Consider the following 21,969-nt stretch of genomic DNA (forward strand, 5'->3'; position numbering starts at 1 on the left):
GTCGAGGACCGGGGCGCCCACGACGACGGCGTCGGCGCCCGAGGCGAGCGACGCCAGGATGTCCGCGCCCCGGCGGACACCGCCGCTCAGCAGGACGGGGCAGCGGCCCGCCACGGTCTCGGCGATCTCCGGGAGCGCGTCCAGGGCGGCGGCCACGATCCCGTCGGCACCCGCGTCGAGGGCGCGCCGCGCCTCGGTCGCGCTGCCGATGCCCGCGACCAGCAGCGGCAGCGCGGTGACCGAACGCAGCCAGGCCACGTCGGACCAGTCGGCGCGGGTGCGAAGGAGGGTACGTACGTCGTCGAAGGGGCCCCGCGCGGCCGGGCCGACGGCGCCAGGGCGGGCGCCGCCCGAGCCGGAGGCGGTGGCGTCCAGTTCGGCGGGGGCCGCGACGCGCCGGGCACGTACGTCGTCGCGGTCGCCGAGCGCGAGGAGCAGCGCCCCGAACCCGGCTTCCTCGGCACGCCCGGCGATGTGCCGTGCCGTCTCCCGGTCCTGGAACGCGAAAGTCCGCAGCCACGGGGGGATGTCGGCGGCCGAGGCGAGTTCGGCGAAGGTCCGCTCGGCGAAGGCGCTCACCACGGACGGTAGCCCGGCCGCCGCGGCTGCCCGGATGACGGCGAGTTCGCCGCCGGGCCGTGCCGGGGCGTCGAGCGGGCCGACGACGAGCGGCGCCACCCAGCTCCGGTCGAGGACCTTCACGGTCGTCTCGGGCGAGACGGCGTCGGACTGCCCGCCCTGGCGCAGGCCGATGCGGTCGAAGTCGCCGCGGTTGGCGACGGCCGCGCGGTCCTCGGTGGAGGAATTGCCCGGCACACAATCATCGGCGATCTGTTCCGCCATGGATTTCCCCCAGGCGTTCGGCGATTCGGCGGTTCTGCGGTTTCGACGGTTCTGCGGTTCTGCGGTTCTGCGGTGACGGTTCTGCGGTTGGGCGGCGGTTCGGCGCTTTGTGAGGATTCGGCAGTCCGCGCTCAGAGTCACACAAATCCCGACGGTCCAACAACATCGTCCAACCGTTCGTTACGCGCACTTGGACGTGCCGGGTCCCCTACGACGTCCCAGCCCTCGGCACCGAGCACGTCCGCCAGCTTGTCGGCCGTGCGGGCCGGGACCGTGAACCGCACGGTGAGGCCCGCGCCGGCGGCGGCCGTCTCGACGGCGGCGTCCTCCGCGGTGACGCCGAGGTCCGCGACGGCGGCGAGGAGCCGCGCCAGTTCCCCGGGACGCTCCGCGACGGCCACCCGCACGCCGCGGCTCTCGCCGCCCCCGGGCCCGGGGAGCTCCGCGAGGCCCGAGATGCCCCGGTCGAGCAGGTCCACCAGGGCCCGCATGCCGAGGTCGCGGTCCGCGCCACCGGGCCGGGCGAGCGCGTCGAGCGCGGGGACGAGCCGGGACAGATCGGTGTGCAGATCCTTCAGGACGCCCGCGACGGCCGGGGCGTTGGCCTGGAGGATGTCGCCCCACAGCCGGGAGTCGCCGCCGGCGATCCGGGTGGCGTCGCGCAGCCCCTGCCCCGCGACGCGGGAGAGACCTTCAGGGCCCTCCCGCAGCCGGGCCGCGATCAGGCTTGCCATCAGATGCGGCATGTGGGAGGTGACGGCCACGGCGGCGTCGTGGTCCTGACTGCGCATCACGACGGGGACGGCGTCGCACAGGGCGACCAGTTCCAGGGCCCGTTCGAAGGCGTCGTCCGAGGCGAGCCGGGACGGCGTGAGCACCCAGTTGCGGTCCCGGAACAGCTCGGCGCGGGCGGCCAGCGGACCGGAGCGCTCCCGGCCCGCCAGGGGGTGGCCGCCGATGTACCGGGCCGGGTCGGGGGCGCCGCGCAGCACCGCCTGTTCGGGCCCGGCCTTCACGCTCGCCACGTCGGTGTAGGTCCGCGCGAGGCCCCGTTCCTGCGCCTCGGTGAGGACGGCGCCCACCTGGCTGGGCGGGACGGCGATCACGGCCAGGTCGACGGTCTCCCCGGGGGCGCGCGCAAGGCCGGCGCCGAGCGCGGCGGCCGTCCTCGCGGCGGCGGGGTCCCGGTCGGTCAGGAACACCGTCACGCCCCGCCCGCGCACGGCGAGCGCGACCGAGGTTCCGATCAGACCCGTGCCGATGACGGTCATGGTGCGCATCACTGAACATCACCCGTTCGAAAGGCCAACGACCATTAACCGAAAGGCCGCTCACTTTATTCTGGACGGTTCGAATCGGCAAAGACGGTCCGTCCATTTCCTTTGTAGCCAGACGAGAGAGCGGGCTCGTAGAGTCCCCCGGAAACTCATTTCTCTCCGGATCTGGAGACATTCATGAGCGGAATATCGGAACCCGCGAACACCGAGAAGGTCGAGAACGCCGGGAAGGCGCTGGCGGACCTGTCGATCGACTACGTGGAGATGTACGTCGAGGACCTGGAGCGGGCGACGGCCTCCTGGGTCGACGGCTACTCCTTCACCGTGGTCGGCACGAGCACGTCCGCGGAGCACCGCGGTGTCGCGCTCCGCCAGGGGCATATCACTCTCGTCCTCACGCAGGCGACGTCGGACCAGCACCCCGGGTCGGCGTACGTGGCGGCGCACGGTGACGGTGTCGCCGACATCGCCCTGCGCACCGCCGATCCGGAGGCGGCCTTCCACGCGGCGCTGGCGCGTGGCGCCCTGGCGCACCGGGCCCCGGAACGGCACTCGGGTGACGGCCCCGCGGTCAGCGCGGCGCTGCGCGGCTTCGGCGACGTCGTCCACACCCTGGTGCGGCGCGCTCCCGGGGAGGGCCCTGGCCTTCCGGTCGGCTACGTCCCGGCCCCGGCCACGGGCGGCGAACCGGCCGCGGACGCCGGTCTGCTGGAGCTGGACCACGTCGCGGTGTGCCTGCAAGCGGGCGATCTCGGTCCGATGGTCGACTACTACCGCGACGCCCTCGGCTTCCGGGACATCTTCCAGGAGCGCATCACGGTCGGCGCCCAGGCGATGGAGTCGACGGCGGTGCAGAGCCTGTCGGGCACGGTGACGCTGACGCTCATCGAGCCGGACACATCCGCCGCGAGCGGGCAGATCGACGAGTTCCTCAAGAGCCACCAGGGCGCGGGCGTCCAGCACTTGGCGTTCTCCGCGGCCGACGCGGTGGAGTCGGTGCGGGCCCTGTCGGGGCGGGGCGTCGGCTTCCTGCGTACGCCGTCGTCGTACTACGACCTGCTGGGCCGGCGCGTCTCGCTGAGCGCGGAGCGGCTCGAGGACCTGCGGGCGACGAACGTACTGGCGGCGGAGGACCACGACGGTCAGCTCTTCCAGATCTTCACGGCCTCGGCCCATCCGCGGGGCACGCTGTTCTTCGAGATCATCGAGCGCCAGGGCGCCGAGACCTTCGGCAGCGCGAACATCAAGGCGCTCTACGAGGCGGTGGAGCTGGAGCGGACGAAGCAGCGTGGATTCCACCAGCGCTGACGGGGCGGACGAGGCGGCGCGGCTCCCGGCCGACGCCCTGTGTCTCGCCGACGTGGAGCGCGCCGCGGCCGCGGTGCTCCCCGCCGACGTGCGGGACTTCCTCTCCGGGGGCAGCGGCGCCGAGACCACGCTCGACGCCAACCGCACCGCCCTGGACCGTGTCTTCGTCGTCCCGCGCGTCCTGCGGGACGTGTCGCGGTGCACGACGGAGACCACCCTGCTGGGGCGTCCGGCCCGGCTGCCCCTGGCGGTCGCGCCGGTCGCCTATCAGCGGCTCGTGCACCCCGAGGGCGAACTGGCCGCCGTCCGGGCGGCGCACGCGGCGGGGGTGCCGTTCACCGTCAGTTCCCTCAGCAGCGTCCCGGTCGAGCGGCTCACGGCGACCGGCGCGGTGGTGTGGTTCCAGCTGTACTGGCTGCGGGCGAGCGGCCACGCCTTCGACCTGGTCGGCAGGGCCGAGGACGCCGGCGTGGAGGCGATCGTGCTGACCGTCGACGTGCCGTGGATGGGGCGGCGGCTGCGGGACATGCGCAATCGGTTCGCGCTGCCGGACCATGTGCGGGCCGCCCACCTCTCCACGGGCCCGTCCGCCGCGCACCGGGCTCCCGACGGGCCCGCGTCCGCGCTGGCCGTGCACACCGGCGCCGCCTTCTCCGCCGCCCTCACCTGGTCGTCGGTGGCGGCGCTGCGGGAGCGTACCCGGCTGCCGCTGGTCCTCAAGGGCGTGCTCGCGGCCGAGGACGCGGTGCGCGCCGCCGAGTGCGGGGTGGACGCCGTGGTGGTCTCCAACCACGGGGGCCGCCAGCTGGACGGCGCGGTCCCGAGCGTGGACGTGCTGCCGGGGATCGTAGCGGCCCTGGGCGGCCGTTGCGAGGTCTTGCTGGACAGCGGCGTCCGCAGCGGTACGGACATCCTGCGGGCGCTGGCTCTGGGTGCTCGCGGCGTCCTGGTCGGCCGCCCGCCGGTCTGGGGCCTCGCCATGGGCGGGGAGGCGGGGGCGCGGCGGGTCCTGGAACTCCTCGCCGATGAACTCCGCGACGCGCTGGGTCTTGCGGGCTGCGCGGACGTCGCCGCCGCCGCGGAGCTGCGTACGGTTCACCACCCTCTGCCGCCACGCTGACGGGCGGAGCCGCCCGGGGTAGAACTGGTGTGCCCAGCTTCTGGCGCCCGGCGCCTGGTGCCCACAACTGGCGCCTGGTGCCCGGCTCCGATGAGCAGTGCTCGCGACCGCGACCCGGCGCCGGGTGCGCCCACCCGGCTCGCGTCCGGGCCCACGGCCTAGAATCGTGGGGTTTGTCCCCGAGCCGCGTACGGAGCCAGCCCATGCACAGCCCCCATGATCCTTTCGTACGCGTCCGGGGCGCCCGGGAGCACAATCTCCAGGGCGTCGACGTGGACATCCCGCGCGATGTCCTCGCGGTCTTCACCGGCGTCTCCGGTTCTGGGAAGTCCTCGCTCGCCTTCGGGACGATCTACGCCGAGGCCCAGCGGCGGTACTTCGAGTCCGTCGCGCCGTACGCCCGGCGCCTCATCCACCAGGTGGGCGCGCCGAAGGTCGGGGAGATCACGGGGCTGCCGCCCGCGGTCTCCCTCCAGCAGCGCCGCTCGGCGCCGACCTCGCGCTCCTCCGTCGGCACGGTCACCACCCTGTCCAACTCCCTGCGGATGCTCTTCTCGCGCGCGGGCAGCTACCCCGAGGGCGCCGAGCGGCTCGACTCGGACGCCTTCTCGCCGAACACCGCGGCAGGCGCCTGCCCCGAGTGCCACGGCCTCGGCCGGGTCCACCGCACGAGCGAGGAACTGCTGGTCCCCGACCCCTCGCTCTCCATCCGCGAGGGCGCGATCGCCGCCTGGCCCGGCGCCTGGCAGGGCAAGAACCTCCGCGATGTCCTTGACACCCTCGGCCACGACGTGGACCGCCCGTGGCGTGAGCTGGACGCGGCGGACCGCGAGTGGATCCTGTTCACGGACGAGCAGCCGGTGGTGACCGTGCACCCGGTGCGCGAGGCGGGCCGGATCCAACGCCCGTACCAGGGTACGTACATGAGCGCCCGGCGCTATGTCATGAAGACCTTCTCCGACTCCAAGAGCGCGACGCTGCGCGCCAAGGCCGAACGGTTCCTGGCGAGCGCGCCCTGCCCCGCGTGCCACGGGAGCAGGCTGCGGCCCGAGGCGCTCGCGGTGACCTTCGCGGGCCGCACGATCGCCGAACTCGCCGCGCTCCCCCTCTCCGAACTGGCCAAGTTCCTTGAGAGCGGGGCGAGTTCGTCGGACTCGGCGCGTGTCCTCACCGAGGACCTGCTGGCCCGCATCGCGACCGTCACCGAACTCGGCCTCGGCTACCTCAGCCCCGACCGCGCCACACCCACCCTCTCCGCGGGCGAACTTCAGCGTCTGCGGCTCGCGACGCAGCTGCGCTCGGGACTGTTCGGTGTGGTGTACGTCCTGGACGAGCCGTCGGCGGGCCTCCACCCGGCGGACACCGAGGCCCTGTTGACGGTTCTCGACCGCCTCAAGGCGGCGGGCAACTCCGTCTTCGTCGTGGAGCACCACCTCGATGTCATGCGCCACGCGGACTGGCTCGTCGACGTCGGCCCGCAGGCCGGTGAGCACGGCGGGCGGGTGCTGCACAGCGGCCCGGTGGCCGAGCTGGCAGGCGTCGGGGAGTCGGCGACGGCCCGCTTCCTCTTCGACCGGGCACCGGCTCCGGAGCGCGAAGTACGCACTGCCCGGGGCTGGTTGAAGGTCGGCCCGGTCACCCGGCACAATCTGCGCGGCGTGAGCGCCGAGCTGCCGCTGGGCGTCTTCACGGCCATCACGGGCGTCTCCGGCTCGGGCAAGTCCACGCTCGTGGGCGAGATCACCGAGGAGTCGGCGGGGGTCGGCCGCCTGGTCCGCGTCGACCAGAAGCCGATCGGGCGCACCCCGCGCTCCAACCTCGCCACGTACACCGGCCTCTTCGACGTGGTCCGCAAGGTCTTCGCGGGCACGGACGCGGCGAAGGAGCGGGGTTACGGCGTCGGCCGGTTCTCCTTCAACGTGGCGGGCGGGCGGTGCGAGACCTGCCAGGGCGAGGGCTTCGTCAGCGTCGAACTGCTCTTCCTGCCGAGCACCTACGCACCCTGCCCGGACTGCGCGGGGGCCCGCTACAACCCCGAGACGCTCGACGTGACGTATCGGGGCAAGAACATCGCCCAGGTGCTCGACCTCACCGTCGAGTCGGCCGCGGAGTTCTTCGCGCAGACCCCGTCGGTCGTACGCAGTCTGCGTACGCTCCTCGACGTCGGGCTCGGCTATCTGCGGCTCGGGCAGCCTGCCACGGAGCTTTCGGGCGGCGAGGCCCAGCGGATCAAGCTGGCGAGCGAGCTGCAGCGGGCCCGGCGCGGTCATACGCTCTACCTCCTCGACGAGCCGACGACCGGTCTGCACCCCGCCGACGTCGAACTCCTCACCCACCGCCTGCACGAACTGGTCGACGCCGGGAACTCGGTGGTCGTCGTCGAGCACGACATGGCGGTGGTGGCGGGCGCGGACTGGGTCATCGACCTCGGCCCCGGCGGCGGTGACAAGGGCGGCCGGATCGTGGCGTCCGGCCCTCCGGCGGAGGTGGCACGCGCGCAGGACAGCCACACCGCTCCCTACCTGGCCCGCACGCTCGGCCGACCGCCCCGGTAGTCACCCCGGGAGGATTCCACTCATCTCCATAGCCTGCGCCTATCGACCGTCATATCGTGCGCGTATGCAATTCCAGCAGCTGCACTACTTCGTCGCGGTCGCCGAGACGCGGCACTTCACGCGCGCCGCCGAGCAGGTCCACGTCTCCCAGCCCTCGCTCTCGCAGCAGATCCGGGCCCTGGAGAAGGAGATGGGCGCGGAGCTGTTCAGCCGGGCCCGAGGCAACATCACGCTGACCGACGCGGGCGAGACGCTGCTGCCGCTGGCCCGGCGGATCCTCGCGGACGCGGACACCGCCCGCATCGAGGTGCAGGAGCTGGCACAGTTGCGCCGCGGCCGCATCCGGCTCGGCGCGACCCCGAGTGTGTGCACCGGGCTGCTTCCGGACGTGCTGCGCGCCTTCCACGACCGGCATCCGGGGATCCAGCTGCTGATCGAGGAGAGCGGATCCCACGACCTCGTACGCGAACTGGCGCGCGGCGCGCTGGACTTGGCGCTCGTGGTGCTTCCGCTGCCCAGCCCCTCGCCCGCGCTGACCACGGTGGAGCTGCTGCGCGAGGACCTGGTCGTGGTGGCGTCCCCCCAGACGCGCCGCCTGGGCAAGGCGGTGCGGATCGCGGACTTGCAGGGCGAGCGCCTTGTGATGTTCCGCCACGGGTACGACCTGCGGGAACTGACCGTCGCCGCGTGCCGTGCCGAGGGGTTCGAGCCCGAGTTCGCGGTGGAGGGCGGTGAGATGGACGCGGTGCTCGGCTTCGTGCGGGCGGGGCTCGGTGTGGCGGTCGTGCCGCGCATGGTGGCCGAGCGGTCGGGCTCCGATCTGCGGATGGCCCCACTCTCCCGGCCGAGCCTGCACCGCACGATCGCCCTGGCCCACCGCAGCGACGTGGCCCCGCCCCGGGCCGCCCGGGAACTCCAGCGCATGCTGTTGGCCCGGGACGGGTGAGGGCGCCTGGGCCGCCTTCGGATCATCTCGCCGGCCAGACCACGCCACTGCTTGAGCTTGTTGGTGCACCGCTCGAGGGTGTTGTGCTGCTTGTATGCCTCGCGGCCTCGCGGCCTCGCGGCCTCGCGGCCTCGCGGGCGAAGGCGGGTGGACGGCCATCGAGCCGGCCCGCGTCGCTTGCGGCTGGCGGCTTGGTGGGAAGGCTGTGGGATCACCGTCCGGATCCCGCGCCGACGCAGACGAGTTCGGATCGCGCGCGACGAGTACGCCGTGCCGGCCAGGACCACATCCGGGGTGGTGCGGGGCCGACCGATCGGCCGTGGCACCCGTCATTGGGCCATGACCTCGGGAAACGCGGGCGCATCACCGGCCTGCCCAGGCGTGAGGACGAACGCAAGCGGCCGGCATCGGCTGTCCGCAGCCAGATGGATCTTCGTGGTCAGCCTGCCGCGGGTGGGTCCGAGGGCATGGTCGTTCGGCTCCGCGCTCCCAGGTGCCGTCGGCAGCCCACTTCCGCAGCTGGTTGTGGGCGCCCTTCCACGAGCCGAAGTGCTCGGGCAGGTCCGTCCAGGGCGTCCCGAGGCGGTACTTGACCGCGATCGCGTCGATCACCTGCCGGTGATCACGCCACCGCCCGCCCCGCTTCGGTGCCCGGTCCGCCAGCAGCGGCTCGATCCGCGCCCACTGGGCGTCAGTCAACGACGCACATCAGCCAGCGATCAGATGATCCAGCGGCAACGAGCAAGGGAGCCTCATTGGCATCAGCGTGCACCGCCACGGCGTCTCACCGGCGAGGCAAGTTGTGCCACGCGTGTCCGCAAGTGCCTTCGCAGTACGTCTGCCTGCGGCGGGTGTCGGCGAGGGAGAACACCGAGACGAGGACACGGAACGCTGTGACGTGTTCGTCTGCCGGGAGGGCAGCAAACCCGTAGCGAGGTGGGTCCATGCACATCATCACCGAAGGGTTGGCCGTGGGTTTCACGCCGGAGCGGGTAACTCCTTCACGCCCATCTGCCGCCGTGATATGGGCCTGCATCGCGTAGCCGGCGACTTCCTGCAGTACAGCCTGTCGTCCTGCTGGGGAAAGGGCGGAGAACCAGGATGCCCCCTCGTCCAACGTGCGGAGCTCCTGGGCGACCTCGTTGACGACTCGCTCGGCTTCACGCCGAAGCGCTCGCCCATCCTCACTGCTGGCCCCCAACATCTGCCGATCATTCCACAGCGCCTCGGTTGAGAACGAGCCTGAGACAGACGGCCTCCCCCTCTGGCTCATGCCGTGATCTACAGGAAACGCCCTAGGGAACGTACTCACGCCACAGCCTCCCGGCGAACAGCTCAGCCTGATCTGAACCACCGCACCCTCTACGAGTTATCCCCGAAAGGTCACTATGAGCTGGGGCGTGCTCCTCCTCCGCCTGCCCGGTGACGTCACCCCGGTGCAGCAGATCCCCGACGACTACATCCCGACACCGACCTCTCCGACCCCACCTGGGGCGAACTCCTCGGCCCAGGTGGCCCATGAAACTCAACATCGGCACAGGAGACCCGGTCGACGCGATCATGCTCCACATCCGCGGAAGCTGCGACGCGTCCTCACCCCTGTCTTCCGCCTCGCAGAGCCCTGCGCTGCAAGGCACTGGACTGCACCGAAGGAGACCTGATCACTCCACTGGAAACCCCCGGATGGCACCGCTTCCAGCAGTACCGCGACCGCATGCTCCGCTCCCATCACTGACGGCTGGGGCGCGAGGAGGCACTCTCTGTGACGGCGGAGGCGATCAACGCCACGAGGTTGTCGGTCCAGCAGTCAGACTCCTTGGTAGCGACCTCGACGCCGCAGACGCTGCACACAAGGTTGGGGCCGTCCTGGCCGCGAGTCCGCAGCAGCCAACGAGGCGCCGAGAATCGGGGTGCAGCGCAGTCCCCGGAACGTCATCCGGGTGAAAGATCAGCAGATTGGCGTCGAAATTGACCGTGAAGGTCCCCAAGGCCATCCGGGGCGAGACGACCTCATGGCCCACCGGCCGCTCCGGCGCCCTCAGTGATTCCCCCCGGAGCCACCTCCCTTGTCAGGAGCTGCTGACAGCTGACGCAGTGAAAGGCGGTCATAGCGACTTCCTCCTTGCCTCCGCACGAGGAGAGGCGTGAGCCTCTATGGCAGTCACGCAGCTGCCGTGGCCTGCCACACGGCGGTGACACACCCTTCTTCCCAGTGCCACCACCCCTTGGCCTCTCCATGTTCCAAGAGCTTCCGAATCCGGGGCAGGTCCGCATCCGGTGGCACGTCGAGCGCCACCATCCTGAACTGCTCGATCCCCTCGCCGGTCGTGCCGAGCCGGTGAAAGGTCTCCAGCACGGTCTGCCGAGCGGCAGCTGAGCCGCCGTCCTTCACGACGATCAACCGGATGGTGCAGTTCTCTGAAGCCCGCACCGTCTCGCCAGCCCAGCGGACACCTTCGTGGTCGACCTTCACCCGAATGATGTCGTCGCCGGCGACTCCGCGTACGAACCAGGGAGTGTTGTCCAAGCGGACGGTACCGTCGCCGAGGTCTACCGCCCACAAGCTCTCCACGCTCGCCGGTGGCCAGCCGTCCTCATCCGTCTCCAGGCGGAAGTGAACCCTCACATGGTCGTCCCTGATGCTCGTCACCGCACCATCATCCACAGCCACCGTCGTCGTGAGAAACGACGGGAATCCTGGTAGGACTGATCCATTCCTCAGGAACGCTCAGCCGTGAAGTGGCCTTCAGGGCCGCGACACTGGGGTCTCAGGCGATGGACAATCCGTGCCACCAGTGACTGCAGCCGTCGGAGCAGAAGCGCTCACGGCGTCGCGCGTCGGCAATCGTGAGCACCGCGATCAGCAGCCTGAATGCCTTACGGCGTTCGTCGAGGGGTGTGAGACAGGCGATCTTCCCCAGTTGCTCGTCGATCCTGCCTCGCGAGATCAGCACTGCGGGCGTATGGGTCGGGCGCAGCCCGGCACGGCGGATGGCCTCCTGCGCGTCCGCGGCGACAGCGCGCGCCTGGACGCAGTGATGGCACAGGAACAGCAGCACCTTGTACTGCGCTTCCTGGCCGAGGCTGTCAAACCATTCGATGCCCTGTGACATCGGGCGCAGCCCCTGCGCGAGCTGGTTGAGCAGTACGTCGCGTTCGTTCAAGACTGCCTCACGTGGGACGGACGAGCGTGGCTACTTGCGAGCCCGCGGGCTCCCACCAATCGAGCTGCCGCAGTGTCGGAGCGGGAACGTAGATTCACCACATGGGAATCTACGTATGCAGCGTCGATGCCGACGACTGGTCGGACGAGGACATTCTCCGGCCCACTGCCCAGGCCCTCGACGCCGAACTCTCCAAGCGCGGCCTAGCGCTCTGCCCCCCGCCGGCCGCCGTAAAGTTCGTCCCGCAGTCCGGAACGTCGTTCGAAGAGAAGATGTACCGGCCCATACAGACCTTCGAAGATCTTTGCCGTGCTCAGTCGGACGGGCAGGACTCCTACGACGCGCTGCTCGGATGGGACCTGCTGGTACCCGTCGACTTCGCGGACTCTCTGACCCTTCCCGTGCCAGCTCCCTACAGCGAGAACACGACCGTCCTCAGCGCCCATCGCACGCTCAGGGCAGCGGAGCGTCTCGCCGCCCAGCTCGCTCTGCCGCCGCACGTTCCGCACCGTTGCGACAACCTCGACCTCGGTGATTGGTTCGACAGTCCGGCCACTGCCGAGGCCGCCGTCAGCCACCCCGGTCCCTGGGCCGAGGACCTGGACGCCGCGTACTACACGGCGCTGTACCTCCGTGCTGCCGAGCACTCGCTCCGGCGGCAGTGCCCCATCAGCTACGTGTGATCAGCCATTTCAGGCAAGCTGCCCACCTACCGGCAAGCGATCTACCGCCATCCGGGAAACGATCTTCAAGGGCTAGGGCTCCTCGCTGGCCAGACACACTCGTGAACACCCCACTAACTAACCCTAACTAGGTGCCTTTCAACCTCTGCTGTGGCGATCGCCGGGCTCCTACCGGGGGCCATGTCCGAGGCTGTACTGGTAGCTGGTGGTGCTCAGGCCAGGACGGGGACGCCCGTGATCACCTGCCCTTCGGGCAGTCGCTGCCGTACGGCGTGGGCGTTCACCCACTCCATGCTCATGGGGTCGTCCAGCGCGCACATCATCGCCAGCGCTTCATATGGCGGCTCTCGCCAGGTCGCATGCTCAGCATGAGTTCGGCCGGTTGCAGAGGAAACAGCCCTCCCAGTGGGGCAGGGCGCTGAGGATTCGATGTCGCGTGCACGAGGCCACCGCTCGTTCCTCTGGAGACGGGAAGCCTTCCCCGAGCTGAGAATCGTTGGTCGGCACGAAGGACTTGACCATGGTTTCGAACTGAAGAAGGTAGTCACGGGCGAAGGGCGGGTCGTAACCCAACTCGCTCCATCGGTGACGGCCCAGTGCCAGTGCGACGGTACGCAGTACGAAGTCCTTCGATCGGGCACGCTGCCCCGTGGAGGCGCCCCACGCGATGTCCCCCAGGTCGAAGCCGACGGCCCCCCGCCCCATCACGTTCTGGTCCTGCAGCGTCAGGAGAGCAGCGAATCGGTAGTCCCACTCGGCATCAGCAAGATCGGACACCGCCAGCATCAGCACGTCGATAAGCACCTCAGTGCCGCCATTGGAGAGGTACAGGTGCTGGCCACTGCCTTTGAACACGTTCCCCATCGGCTCACGGTACGTCAGCGGCGACCGGCCGCTGCTCATGCTCCAGGACCACGCGTGGCCCACCCAGCGAGCCTCGCCACGTCAACCGCTAACTCGCCGACTGAAGCGCTCCGTCACACCAGATGTGCCTGAGAGGTTCAGTTGGCCAGCGTGCGAACGCCCCCGAAGCATGATGTGCAAGCTCCGGGTGGTCGGTAGCGGAGCGGCTCGCTACCTTGACGGCACTGCCGTACGAGATCGAACTAAGAGAAGACGATATCTAGGGCAGATACCGATCCGACCTCGACCTACGACTGAACTCCACCAGCCATATGTCCCGCCACCGGCCAATTGAAGCGCTCCTTACCTCGTTGGCGGGTTGATTCCGGTCCTTCGTGCGATCGGGAGACCCAGGAGCTTGGGCGTGGCTGAAAGCGCTCATGCCGTACGTGTGGCTTTGACTGATTGACCGCCCGGTGCCCCGCGACGACACGGCCACTCTTTGGGATGCGCGAACAGAGATCGCTTCGTAAGGACACCTCGGCGTGGTCGTCTGCAGGGACCAGTCAACCGGACGGCGAGGGAGGCTCGGGTGCCCGAGCTCTGGGCGGGGACGGATGCCGGCAAGGTCGCGCATCACTGCACGGTGATCGACACGGACGGGACGAAGGTGCTCTCGCGCCGGGTTCCCAACAACGAGCCCGAGCCCCTGGAGCTCATAGGCCGTCCTGGCACTGGCCGAGGACAGCCCGGTGACCTGGGCCGTCGACCTGAACGCCGACGGCGGCGCTCTACTGATCGTTCTCCTGGCCAACCACGGCCAGCGGCTCCTCTATATCCCTGGCTGAACCGTCCACCACGCCTCCTGCGGTTACCGTGGCGACGGCAAGACCGGCACGAAGGACGCCTACGTCATCGCCGACCAGGCACGGATGCGCCGGGACCTGCAGTCCTTGTAGGAGTGGGACAAGATCGCGGTGGATCTGAAGATCCTCATCGCCCGCCGCTACGACCTCGCCGCCGACCGCACCCGCGCCATCAACCGGATGCGAGCACAACTCCTGGAGTACTTCCCGCCCTGGAACGGACCTTCGACTACGCCGCCTCCAAGGGTGCCCTCGTGCTGATCACCGGTTACCAAACACCGGCTGGCCTGCGCCGGATCGGATCGGAGCGGCCCGGCTCGCGACCTGGCTGAAGAACCGCAAGGTCCGTGGCGCCCAGGTCATGGCCGATGCGGCCGTCGCCGCGGCTCAGGCCCAGCACACCGCCGTGGCCGGGGAGAGCACGGCGGCCACCGTGGTGAACACCCTGGCCCGGACAGCCCTCCCTCGGGACGAAGAGATCACTGACATCGACGCACGGATCGCGGCCCGATTGCGAGAGCACCGCCACGCGGAAGTGGTTCTCAGCTTGCCCGGCATGGACCCGTTGCTGGGGGCGGAGTTCATCGCCTGCACCGGCGGGGACATGGACGCCCTCGGCACTGCGGGACGCCTCGCCAGCCCCTGCATGTGTGCTACCTCTCCGCCCAGATCGCCGCCCGTTTCTGCCCCACGTCGAAGACGTTCTACGACCGAAAAAGAAGCGAGGGCAAGAGCCACAAGCAGGCGATCCTCGCTTTGGCCCGCCGCCGTCTCGACGTCCGATGGGCTCCCATCCGCGACCACCGCACCTTCACCACCGAGCCGCCCCAACCCGATCTCACCTCGGCACAGCGCCCTTGTGACTGTGCGCTTCATGTGACCTCTTGGCCGCACCTGGTCGTTCCCAGGCTGGGCGGTCGGGATCAGAGGGCCCAGGGCAGTCGGAGAGCCTCGATTTCCGTGTCGCTCAGGAGGGCCTCGACAAGCGGGGCAGGGCCCGCCACTTTGGTGGCCCAGAGGTCGTAGTCCGTGCAGAGGACCCAGGACCGGTCCTGGGACCAGAGGTTGGACGGGGTCCAGCCGTCCTCCTCCGGGTGGTCGTACAACGCCTTGGCATCCGCGAGCGTGCCGGCCCGGACGTGCAGGTTGTCGAAGCCCTCGGCCCTCTGCAACAGCGGGTTGTAGTAGGCCAGGCAGCGGGTCTCGGCACCCTGCGGGCTGTGCTCGGTGAGCATGTAGACCAGGCGGTTCCAGTCGGTCCGGTCCAGGCTGCCCTCGGACGGCCCGTCGATACCGACAGGCCAGCCGCTCGGCTCCCGGAGCGAAGGGAATGAGCGGTAGCAGGGCAGCCGGCCCTCAGGCACCACTGGATCACCGGTCCGCCGCGAGAGCTCCGCCCAGCGCAGCCGGCGCCAACGGGGCCACGGGGCTCGCCCGGCGTCCCCTCGAACACCTCCGCGGGGTCGAGGCCCGGGATGATCTCGGGCCCGCCGCCATTCAGCACGGCTCGTTGATACGTGACATAGGACATGTCGGTGGGACCGAGTTCGCGTTCGTACATGGAGTGGAGCACCCAGGCGGCGTCGGGCAGTGCCGGCGGCATGAAGCCGGTGAGCCCGTCATCATCGGCCAGGTCCCGCAGCCAATCAGTCTCCCCAGCTGCGACCAGCGGCCACCGAGCGGTCGCCAGAGCAGCAGATGTCTCGTTCATCGGTTCAGGATCTCACCCGCCGCGGCGGCGAGCGCCGGGATCACTTCCCGGCCTCCACCACGCACCCGGCGACCTTGACAGACCCCGCACGTTGGACGAGGGGGCATCCTGGTTCTCCGCCCTTTCCCCAGCAGGACGACAGGCTGTACTGCAGGAAGTCGCCGGCTACGCGATGCAGGCCCACATCACGGCGGCAGATGGGCGTGAAGGAGTTACCCGCTCCGGCGTGAAACCCACGGCCAACCCTTCGGTGATGATGTGCATGGACCCGCCTCGCTACGGGTTTGCTGCCCTCCCGGCAGACGAACACGTCACAGCGTTCCGTGTCCTCGTCTCGGTGTTCTCCCTCGCCGACACCCGCCGCAGGCAGACGTACTGCAAAGGCACTTGCGGACACGCGTGGCACAACTTGCCTCGCCGGTGAGACGCCGTGGCGGTGCACGCTGATGCGAATGAGGCTCCCTTGCTCGTTACTGCTGGATCATCTGATCGTTGGTTGATGTGTGTCGTTGGCTGACGCCCAGTGGGCGCGGATCGAGCCGCTGCTGGCGGACCGGGCACCGAAGCGGGGCGGGCGGTGGCGTGATCACCGGCAGGTGATCGACGCGATCGCGGTCAAGTACCGCCTCGGGACGCTCTGGACGGACCTGCCCGAGCACTTCGGCTCGTGGAAGGGCGCCCACAACCGGCTGCGGAAGTGGGCTGCCGACGGCACCTGGGAGCGCGGAGCCGAACGACCATGCCCTCGGACCCACCCGCGGCGGGCTGACCACGAAGATCCATCTGGCTGCGGACAGCCGATGCCGGCCGCTTGCGTTCGTCCTCACGCCTGGGCAGGCCGGTGATGCGCCCGCGTTTCCCGAGGTCATGGCCCAATGACGGGTGCCACGGCCGATCGGTCGGCCCCGCACCACCCCGGATGTGGTCCTGGCCGGCACGGCGTACTCGTCGCGCGCGATCCGAACTCGTCTGCGTCGGCGCGGGATCCGGACGGTGATCCCACAGCCTTCCCACCAAGCCGCCAGCCGCAAGCGACGCGGGCCGGCTCGATGGCCGTCCACCCGCCTTCGCCCGCGAGGCCGCGAGGCCGCGAGGCATACAAGCAGCACAACACCCTCGAGCGGTGCACCAACAAGCTCAAGCAGTGGCGTGGTCTGGCCGGCGAGATGATCCGAAGGAAACGGCCTAGCCCTCAGGTGCGGGTGAAGTCCTCGACAGGGTTGAGGTAGGGGAGGTGGTCCAGTGCGCGGTCGGTGAAGAAGTGGGCCATCAGGTCCGCCAGCTCGCTGTCGCGTTCGATCTGGACCAGATGGTCGGACTCGGTGATGGTGGTGAATCGGGCGCCGAGATCCGCGGCGACACGCCGCCCCACCTCGGGCGGCGTGATGGTGTCGTGCTCGCCGGTGAAGACGAGTACCGGGGCGGAGAGGGGGCGCCCGGGCAGGCTCCAGGGGTGGGTCAGAAGACGTTCGTGGTGGGTGATGTCCATGGCGAGTTCACGCGCGGTGAGGCGGGCGAACCTCTGCCGCATCAGGCGTGCCACCGCCGCTTGACGTCGTACCCTCCCGTGTCCCGGAGGGGCCATGAACTGCTCGACCATGTCCTGGGCCATGTCGTCGAACCGACCGTCGTCGACCATGCGACGCCACCGTCTCGCCGACGCGGTGTACTCAGGAGAAATCTCGGCCGCCGTGCCTCCGAGCATGAGACGCGCGACGTGGCCGGGGTGTCGTTGCGCGAGGCGCAGAGCGATGGAGGCTCCGAAGCAGGCGCCGAAAACGTTGACCCGCCCCAGGGCAAGGGCTTCGGTCGTGTGGGAGACGGCGTCGGCGAGGAAGTCCATGCCGTGTTCGACGGGCAGCGCATCGGCATCCCCGTAGCCGGGCAGTTCCAAGGTCACCACGGTGGTGTGCGGCAGAAGCCACCGTTCGTAGCGCATCCAGGAGAAACGGTCCTGCGATGAACCACCGAGCAGGACGAGTGGTTCGGTGGCGGAGGAACCGGCGGTGGACGTGCGGGCGATGTAGTTGAACCCGCGGTAGTCCAGGGTGGTGTCAGCCACCGTGATGGCGGTGTCGGTGCTGAGAGACATCCCGCATACATACCTAAACCTCTGCGGATACCGGCTGATTTCGCGCCTCGCCGCACGCGCACGCCGTCAAGGTGAGGCCGCGCCCCACTCTTCTGGGGGATGCGGGCGTTCCGGTCCGTCGGGCGGTCAGCCGCCCTGTGCATACTCGGCCGCATGCGGATCTTGTTGGTGACCTGGGGCTCGACCGGGGATGTGCTGCCCTACGCGGGCTTGGGAGCCCGCCTGAAAGCCGCGGGCCACGATGTGACGGTCGCCACCTCCGAGCGCCACGCGGCACGCTTCCGAGCGGGTGGGATGCCCGTCCACATTCTGCCGCTGGCCCGTCACGAGGAGTCCGCGCTCTCCGCCGAGCGGTTCGACCGGTGGCAGAGTCCCGCCCGGCTCAGACGCAGGAAACGCAACGCCCAGGAAATGACCCAAGTCATCGCCCGGGGCGTCCTGGAGGCCGTCACCGACGGTGCCGACATCATCCTGGCCCACCCCATGACGCATCCGCTGTGCGCGGTGATCGCCGAAGGCACGGGCCGAGCGTGCATCGGGATCTACGCGGCGTCTCCCGGCATGCTCGTGCCCCGGGTCGGCGCGGACACGGCCACCGGCCGGGGATACCGAGCCGCCGAAACGCTGGCGTGGGCGGCCACGTATCCCTTGTACGCTGCCGCCCTCTCCTGGCTCCGGCGTGAACTGGGCCTGCGGGGCCGCCGCTTCAGGACCCCCAGTGGCATTCTGCGCGGCGCACGCGTCCTGCACGGGTTCAGTTCCGCCCTGCTGCCGAAGGGACTCGTCCTTCCCCAGGGGCACACGTGCGCGGGGTACTGGTGGCCCCCCACGGACAGCACGTGGCAGCCCGGCAGCAGACTGGCCGACTTCCTGGCGTCGGGGCCTGCCCCCGTCTTCTTCGGCTTCGGAAGCCTCTCCATCGGGGATGCCGAGCAACTCAGCGACATGATCAGGACGGTGGTCCGCCGACTAGGGGTGCGTGCGGTGGTACAGGCGGGCTGGCAGGGCCTCGACGTCCACGGCGACGGCATTCTCACGATCGGCGAGTGCCCGCACGACTGGCTTTTCCCCCGTATGTCCGCTCTCGTGCACCACGCCGGCTCCGGGACCGTGGGTGCCGGCCTGCGGGCCGGTGTGCCCGCGGTGCCGGTACCTCTCGTACTCGACCAGCCCTTCTGGGCCCGCCGCCTGGTCGCCCTTGGCCTCTCCCCCGGGTACGTCAGCGCGCGGCGCCTGACGGCCGACAGCCTCTCCACCACCCTGCGCACGGCGCTCCAGGACGAGCGGTACCGCGAGCGGTGCACCGAGATCTCAAGGACCGTCGAGAGCGACGATGGAACGATCGCCGTCCTTGACGAGCTGGCGGGCCGGGCGGATCCGCGGGCCCCAGTGGTCAGCTGATGGCGTCCGCCAGCGCCAGTTCGTGCAGCTGGTCCGGCGGGCCGGGCCTCGCGTAGTACCAGCCCTGAGCCGTGTCGCAGCCCAGTTCGCGCAGCTGGTCCGCCTGCGCGCCCGTCTCGACGCCCTCGACGGTGACCGCGAGGTCCAGGCTGTGCGCGAGCGAGACGATCCCCTCGACGATCTTCAGGTCGACGGGGTCGGCGGGGAAGTGCTGCATGCTCTGGGTGAAGGAGCGGTCGAGTTTGAGGACGCTCACCGGAAGGCGGCGCAGATTGGCGAGGTTGGAGTAGCCCGTACCGAAGTCGTCGAGCGCGATGTCCACCCCCATCTCGGCGAGCCTGCGCAACGGCTTCAGCAGGTCGTCGTCGGCTCCTATCAGCGCGGACTCGGTGACCTCGAGGCAGAGCCCGCCCGGTTCCAGACCCTCACGCTCAAGGATGTCGACCGTGTCGGAGACCAGGCCCGGGTGGGTGAGCTGCATGGGCGAGAGGTTGACGTTGACCCGGAGCGGCCCGGTGGCGCCCCCGTCCAGGACGCGCCCCTCCCAGAGGCGGGCCTGGCGCACGGACTCCTCGAGGACCCAGCGGCCGAGCGGCACGATCAGGCCCGTGTGCTCGGCGAGCGGGATGAACCGGTCGGGGCCGATGACGCCGTGCTGCGGGTGCAGCCACCGCACCAGCGCCTCGGCGCCGCGCACGCTGCCGTCGCCGAGATGCACCAGCGGCTGGTACTCGATGAAGAACTCGCCGCGCTCCAGGGCCGCGGGCAGCGCGGTGGTCAGGCCGTGCCGGGTGATGGCGCGGGCGTCGGCCTCGGGGTCGGCCAGTTCGTAGCGGTTGCCGCCCGCGGACTTGGCGCGGTACATCGTGATGTCGGCGCTGCGCAGCACATCCGCCGCGCCGCGCTCACCGGCCGGACCCTCCACGATGCCGATGCTGCCGCGCACGGTCAGCTCGCGGCCCTCGACGCGGATCGGGGCGGCCAGGGCGTTCATGATGCGCCCCGCGAGCTCGTCCACCTCCGTCTCGGTGTCGGTGCCCGTGGTGAGCGCCACGAACTCGTCGCCGCCGAGGCGGGCGACCATCTCGCCGGGCGCGGTCGCACAGGACTGGAGCCGGTCGGCGACCTCGACGAGCAGCCGGTCACCGGCCGCGTGGCCGAGGCTGTCGTTGACGGTCTTGAAGCCGTCGAGGTCGAGGTAGCAGAGTCCGAACCGGGCGCCGTCACCGGCCGCGAGCGCCTTCTCAAGGCGCTCGAAGAACAGGGTGCGGTTGGGCAGTCCGGTGAGCGCGTCGTGTGTGGCCTCGTAGCGCAGGCGCAGGTTGAGCAGGCGCCGCTCGGTGGTGTCCTCCATCAGCGCCAGCTGGTACTGCGGCAGTCCGTCCGCGTCGCGCAGCAGCGAGACGGTCAGATTGGTCCACAGGACGGTGCCGTCGGGGCGGTAGAAGGCCTTCTCCACGCGGTAGTGCTCGCGCTCGCCGCGGACCAGCTCCTCGTACAGCTTCCATACGTGGGGCGAGTCGTCGGGGTGGGTCCACTCCGCCGCGTTGCGTCCGCGGACGTTGCTCTCCAGGCCGCCGAACATGCGGATCAGCGCGTCGTTGACCTCCAGGATCGTGCCGTCGAGGTCCGCGATGCCGATGCCGATCGCCGCGCCGTGGAAGACGGCGCGGAAGCGTGCCTCGCTCGCGTGCAGGGCCTCGGCGACGGCGCTGCGGGCGCTCAGGGCGGCGCGGGAGATCGCCTCCTGCTCGGCGAGGGTGCGCTCGCGCAGCGCCTGGGCGAAGCCGGCGGCGACGGCGTGCTGGACGCGCGCGCTGCGGGCCCGCAGCTCCTCCCGGGGGCCGTCGCCGCCGCAGTACAGGACGAGGTAGGCGTCGACGCAGTCGAGGGTGCGGCTGAGCGCCTCGGGGTCGGTGCAGTGCGTGTCGATGAGGGCGGCGCCGACGGCCTGGCCCTGCTTGGCGTCGAAGACCCGCTCCTGGAGCGCGTCACGCAGCCGCCGGGCGAGCGGTACCAGTTGCTGCTCGAACTCGGGGCGGGTCAGCGAGGTGGCCGTCACCGGGAAGATGGCGCGGCTCCAGATGGTGGCGAACCTGCGGAGTCTTCCCTCCGGTCCGTCCGGCTCGGCGCTCAACGCTTCAGTCCCACGCCCGCGAACCCCGAGAAGGAGTAGGGGTCCTCCTCCTCGGGCGCCGTGTCGGGCCGCCAGTGCGGCATCGGCACCAGGCCGGGTTCCACCATGTCGTACCCCTCGAAGAACCGCGCGATCTCGTCGCGCGAGCGCATGATCAGTGGATTGCGGATGTCCTTGTATACACCGACCGTCCCGCCCGCCTGCTCGGGGGGAACCGGAATCCCTTCGTACGAGGCATGGGTGAGGACGAGCAGGCTGCCGGGCGCGAGGGCGTCCCGCAGCTCGGCGACCGCCGCGCAAGGATCGTACGCGTCCTCGACGAAGTGCAGGACGGCGACGAGCAGCAGGGCCACCGGGCGGTCGAGGTCGAGGAGCGAACCCACCTCTGAACTGGTCAGAATGTCCTGGGGTTTGCGCAGATCGGCGGCGAGGACCGCGGTGCGTTCGTCGCCGTCGAGTACGGCCTCGCTGTGCGCCACGGCGACCGGGTCGTGGTCCACGTACACGACGCGTGCTTCGTCGCTCGCCCGCTGTGCCACCTCGTGGACGTTGCCGAAGGTGGGGATGCCGGAGCCGATGTCGAGGAACTGGGTGACGCCCCGGTCGACGGCGTACCGGACCGCTCTGCGCATGAAGGCGCGGTTCGCCTGCATGACCTTCGGCAGGCCCGGCATGAACTCCATGGCCTTGCGGGCGGCCTCCCTGTCCACCTCGAAATTGTGCGAACCGCCCAGGTAGTAGTCGTAGATGCGGGACACGCTGGGCATCGTGAGATCGATGCCGAGCGGGGCCCAGGCGGGACGCTCCATCAAGACTCCAAGGCATAGGGGGCGGCGCGGGCGATCCGATGTTCGAGGGTGAGGCTACTGATCGTCCGCCAAGGGAGCGAGTCAAAACGGAAATTGGCCGTCCGTTCTCGGTCACTGCCTTTGGCAAGTGCCGTGCCCCACACAGCGGACCGGCCCGCTCCCCCTTCGCGATAAAGGGGGAAACGGGCCGGTCGGCGGTGCTCCGTGGGGGGCC

Annotated in this window: 17 protein-coding genes and 3 pseudogenes; 9 read left to right on the top strand and 11 right to left on the bottom strand. The window is 70.1% G+C overall.

The genetic code is table 11. The features are described 5' to 3' along the window. A partial coding sequence (locus GKQ77_RS08725; protein WP_219688131.1) for an alpha-hydroxy acid oxidase occupies window positions 1-843 on the bottom strand: 843 nt, incomplete at its 3' end. Window positions 844-980: 137 nt separating this feature from the next. Next, the gene (locus GKQ77_RS08730; protein ID WP_258021035.1) at window positions 981-2,123 is read right to left on the bottom strand and encodes a prephenate dehydrogenase; all 1,143 of its coding nucleotides are present in this window, start codon (window positions 2,121-2,123) and stop codon (window positions 981-983) included. Window positions 2,124-2,297: 174 nt separating this feature from the next. Here GKQ77_RS08730 and hppD point away from each other — a divergent pair, with 174 nt between their 5' ends. The 4 genes from hppD to GKQ77_RS08750 all read left to right on the top strand — a co-directional run bounded on the left by hppD (window position 2,298) and on the right by GKQ77_RS08750 (window position 8,049). Continuing rightward, on the top strand, window positions 2,298-3,428 hold the full coding sequence (gene hppD / locus GKQ77_RS08735) for a 4-hydroxyphenylpyruvate dioxygenase (RefSeq protein ID WP_219688132.1): 1,131 nt from the start codon (window positions 2,298-2,300) through the stop codon (window positions 3,426-3,428). Continuing rightward, entirely contained in the window at window positions 3,409-4,548 is a 1,140-nt protein-coding gene (locus GKQ77_RS08740; protein ID WP_219688133.1) for an alpha-hydroxy acid oxidase, read from the top strand. Before hppD ends, GKQ77_RS08740 begins: the two co-directional genes overlap by 20 nt. Before the next feature lie 203 nt (window positions 4,549-4,751). Beyond that, the gene (locus GKQ77_RS08745; RefSeq protein WP_219688134.1) at window positions 4,752-7,103 is read left to right on the top strand and encodes an ATP-binding cassette domain-containing protein; all 2,352 of its coding nucleotides are present in this window, start codon (window positions 4,752-4,754) and stop codon (window positions 7,101-7,103) included. Window positions 7,104-7,167: 64 nt separating this feature from the next. Then, entirely contained in the window at window positions 7,168-8,049 is an 882-nt protein-coding gene (locus GKQ77_RS08750) for a LysR family transcriptional regulator (protein ID WP_219688135.1), read from the top strand. 32 nt (window positions 8,050-8,081) lie between these two features. Here GKQ77_RS08750 and GKQ77_RS33235 read toward each other — a convergent pair. The 4 genes and pseudogenes from GKQ77_RS33235 to GKQ77_RS08770 form a co-directional block, all read right to left on the bottom strand. After that, window positions 8,082-8,748: pseudogene (locus GKQ77_RS33235) on the bottom strand (transposase); the annotation flags it as partial. 85 nt (window positions 8,749-8,833) lie between these two features. Continuing rightward, on the bottom strand, window positions 8,834-9,322 hold the full coding sequence (locus tag GKQ77_RS34075) for a DUF5958 family protein (RefSeq protein ID WP_372459846.1): 489 nt from the start codon (window positions 9,320-9,322) through the stop codon (window positions 8,834-8,836). A gap of 888 nt (window positions 9,323-10,210) precedes the next feature. Further along, window positions 10,211-10,699, bottom strand: a complete 489-nt coding sequence (locus GKQ77_RS08765; protein WP_219688138.1) for a DUF4265 domain-containing protein — start codon at window positions 10,697-10,699, stop codon at window positions 10,211-10,213. A gap of 118 nt (window positions 10,700-10,817) precedes the next feature. Beyond that, a complete protein-coding gene (locus GKQ77_RS08770) occupies window positions 10,818-11,213 on the bottom strand; it encodes a DUF5958 family protein (RefSeq protein WP_219688139.1) in 396 nt (131 codons plus the stop codon). 101 nt (window positions 11,214-11,314) lie between these two features. Here GKQ77_RS08770 and GKQ77_RS08775 point away from each other — a divergent pair, with 101 nt between their 5' ends. Continuing rightward, complete coding sequence (locus GKQ77_RS08775) at window positions 11,315-11,896, top strand: hypothetical protein (protein WP_219688140.1); 582 nt, start codon at window positions 11,315-11,317, stop codon at window positions 11,894-11,896. Window positions 11,897-12,259: 363 nt separating this feature from the next. Here GKQ77_RS08775 and GKQ77_RS08780 read toward each other — a convergent pair whose 3' ends face one another. Beyond that, window positions 12,260-12,760, bottom strand: a complete 501-nt coding sequence (locus tag GKQ77_RS08780; RefSeq protein WP_219688141.1) for a hypothetical protein — start codon at window positions 12,758-12,760, stop codon at window positions 12,260-12,262. Between the two features lie 571 nt (window positions 12,761-13,331). Between GKQ77_RS08780 and GKQ77_RS08785 the strand changes: the two are divergent. Further along, a pseudogene (locus GKQ77_RS08785) lies at window positions 13,332-14,433 on the top strand (transposase); the annotation flags it as partial. Between the two features lie 95 nt (window positions 14,434-14,528). Here the strand turns inward: GKQ77_RS08785 and GKQ77_RS33240 are convergent. Next, window positions 14,529-14,969, bottom strand: coding sequence for a hypothetical protein (locus tag GKQ77_RS33240; protein ID WP_258021036.1), 441 nt, complete (start codon window positions 14,967-14,969; stop codon window positions 14,529-14,531). A gap of 237 nt (window positions 14,970-15,206) precedes the next feature. Between GKQ77_RS33240 and GKQ77_RS34080 the strand changes: the two genes are divergently transcribed. Continuing rightward, on the top strand, window positions 15,207-15,740 hold the full coding sequence (locus tag GKQ77_RS34080) for a DUF5958 family protein (RefSeq protein ID WP_372459847.1): 534 nt from the start codon (window positions 15,207-15,209) through the stop codon (window positions 15,738-15,740). Between the two features lie 79 nt (window positions 15,741-15,819). After that, a pseudogene (locus GKQ77_RS34085) lies at window positions 15,820-16,476 on the top strand (transposase); the annotation flags it as partial. Between the two features lie 32 nt (window positions 16,477-16,508). Here GKQ77_RS34085 and GKQ77_RS08805 read toward each other — a convergent pair. Beyond that, the gene (locus GKQ77_RS08805; protein ID WP_219688144.1) at window positions 16,509-17,408 is read right to left on the bottom strand and encodes an alpha/beta fold hydrolase; all 900 of its coding nucleotides are present in this window, start codon (window positions 17,406-17,408) and stop codon (window positions 16,509-16,511) included. Window positions 17,409-17,561: 153 nt separating this feature from the next. On the opposite strand from GKQ77_RS08805, the gene GKQ77_RS08810 reads away from it, so the two are divergent. Further along, window positions 17,562-18,809, top strand: coding sequence for a glycosyltransferase (locus GKQ77_RS08810; protein ID WP_219688145.1), 1,248 nt, complete (start codon window positions 17,562-17,564; stop codon window positions 18,807-18,809). On the opposite strand, the gene GKQ77_RS08815 is transcribed toward GKQ77_RS08810, so the two are convergent. Both GKQ77_RS08815 and GKQ77_RS08820 read right to left on the bottom strand, forming a co-directional pair. Continuing rightward, a complete protein-coding gene (locus tag GKQ77_RS08815; protein ID WP_219688146.1) occupies window positions 18,802-20,946 on the bottom strand; it encodes a putative bifunctional diguanylate cyclase/phosphodiesterase in 2,145 nt (714 codons plus the stop codon). The two genes, GKQ77_RS08810 and GKQ77_RS08815, sit on opposite strands and share 8 nt — an antisense overlap. Beyond that, window positions 20,943-21,755 carry an SAM-dependent methyltransferase gene (locus tag GKQ77_RS08820; protein WP_219688147.1) on the bottom strand — a complete coding sequence of 271 codons (813 nt, stop codon included), beginning with the start codon at window positions 21,753-21,755 and terminating at the stop codon, window positions 20,943-20,945. The genes GKQ77_RS08815 and GKQ77_RS08820 overlap by 4 nt, the downstream gene beginning before the upstream one ends. Between the last annotated feature and the right edge of the window lie 214 nt (window positions 21,756-21,969).

Source organism: Streptomyces anatolicus, from assembly GCF_019400875.1.
In the GTDB taxonomy this organism is placed as follows: Bacteria; Actinomycetota; Actinomycetes; order Streptomycetales; family Streptomycetaceae; genus Streptomyces; species Streptomyces anatolicus.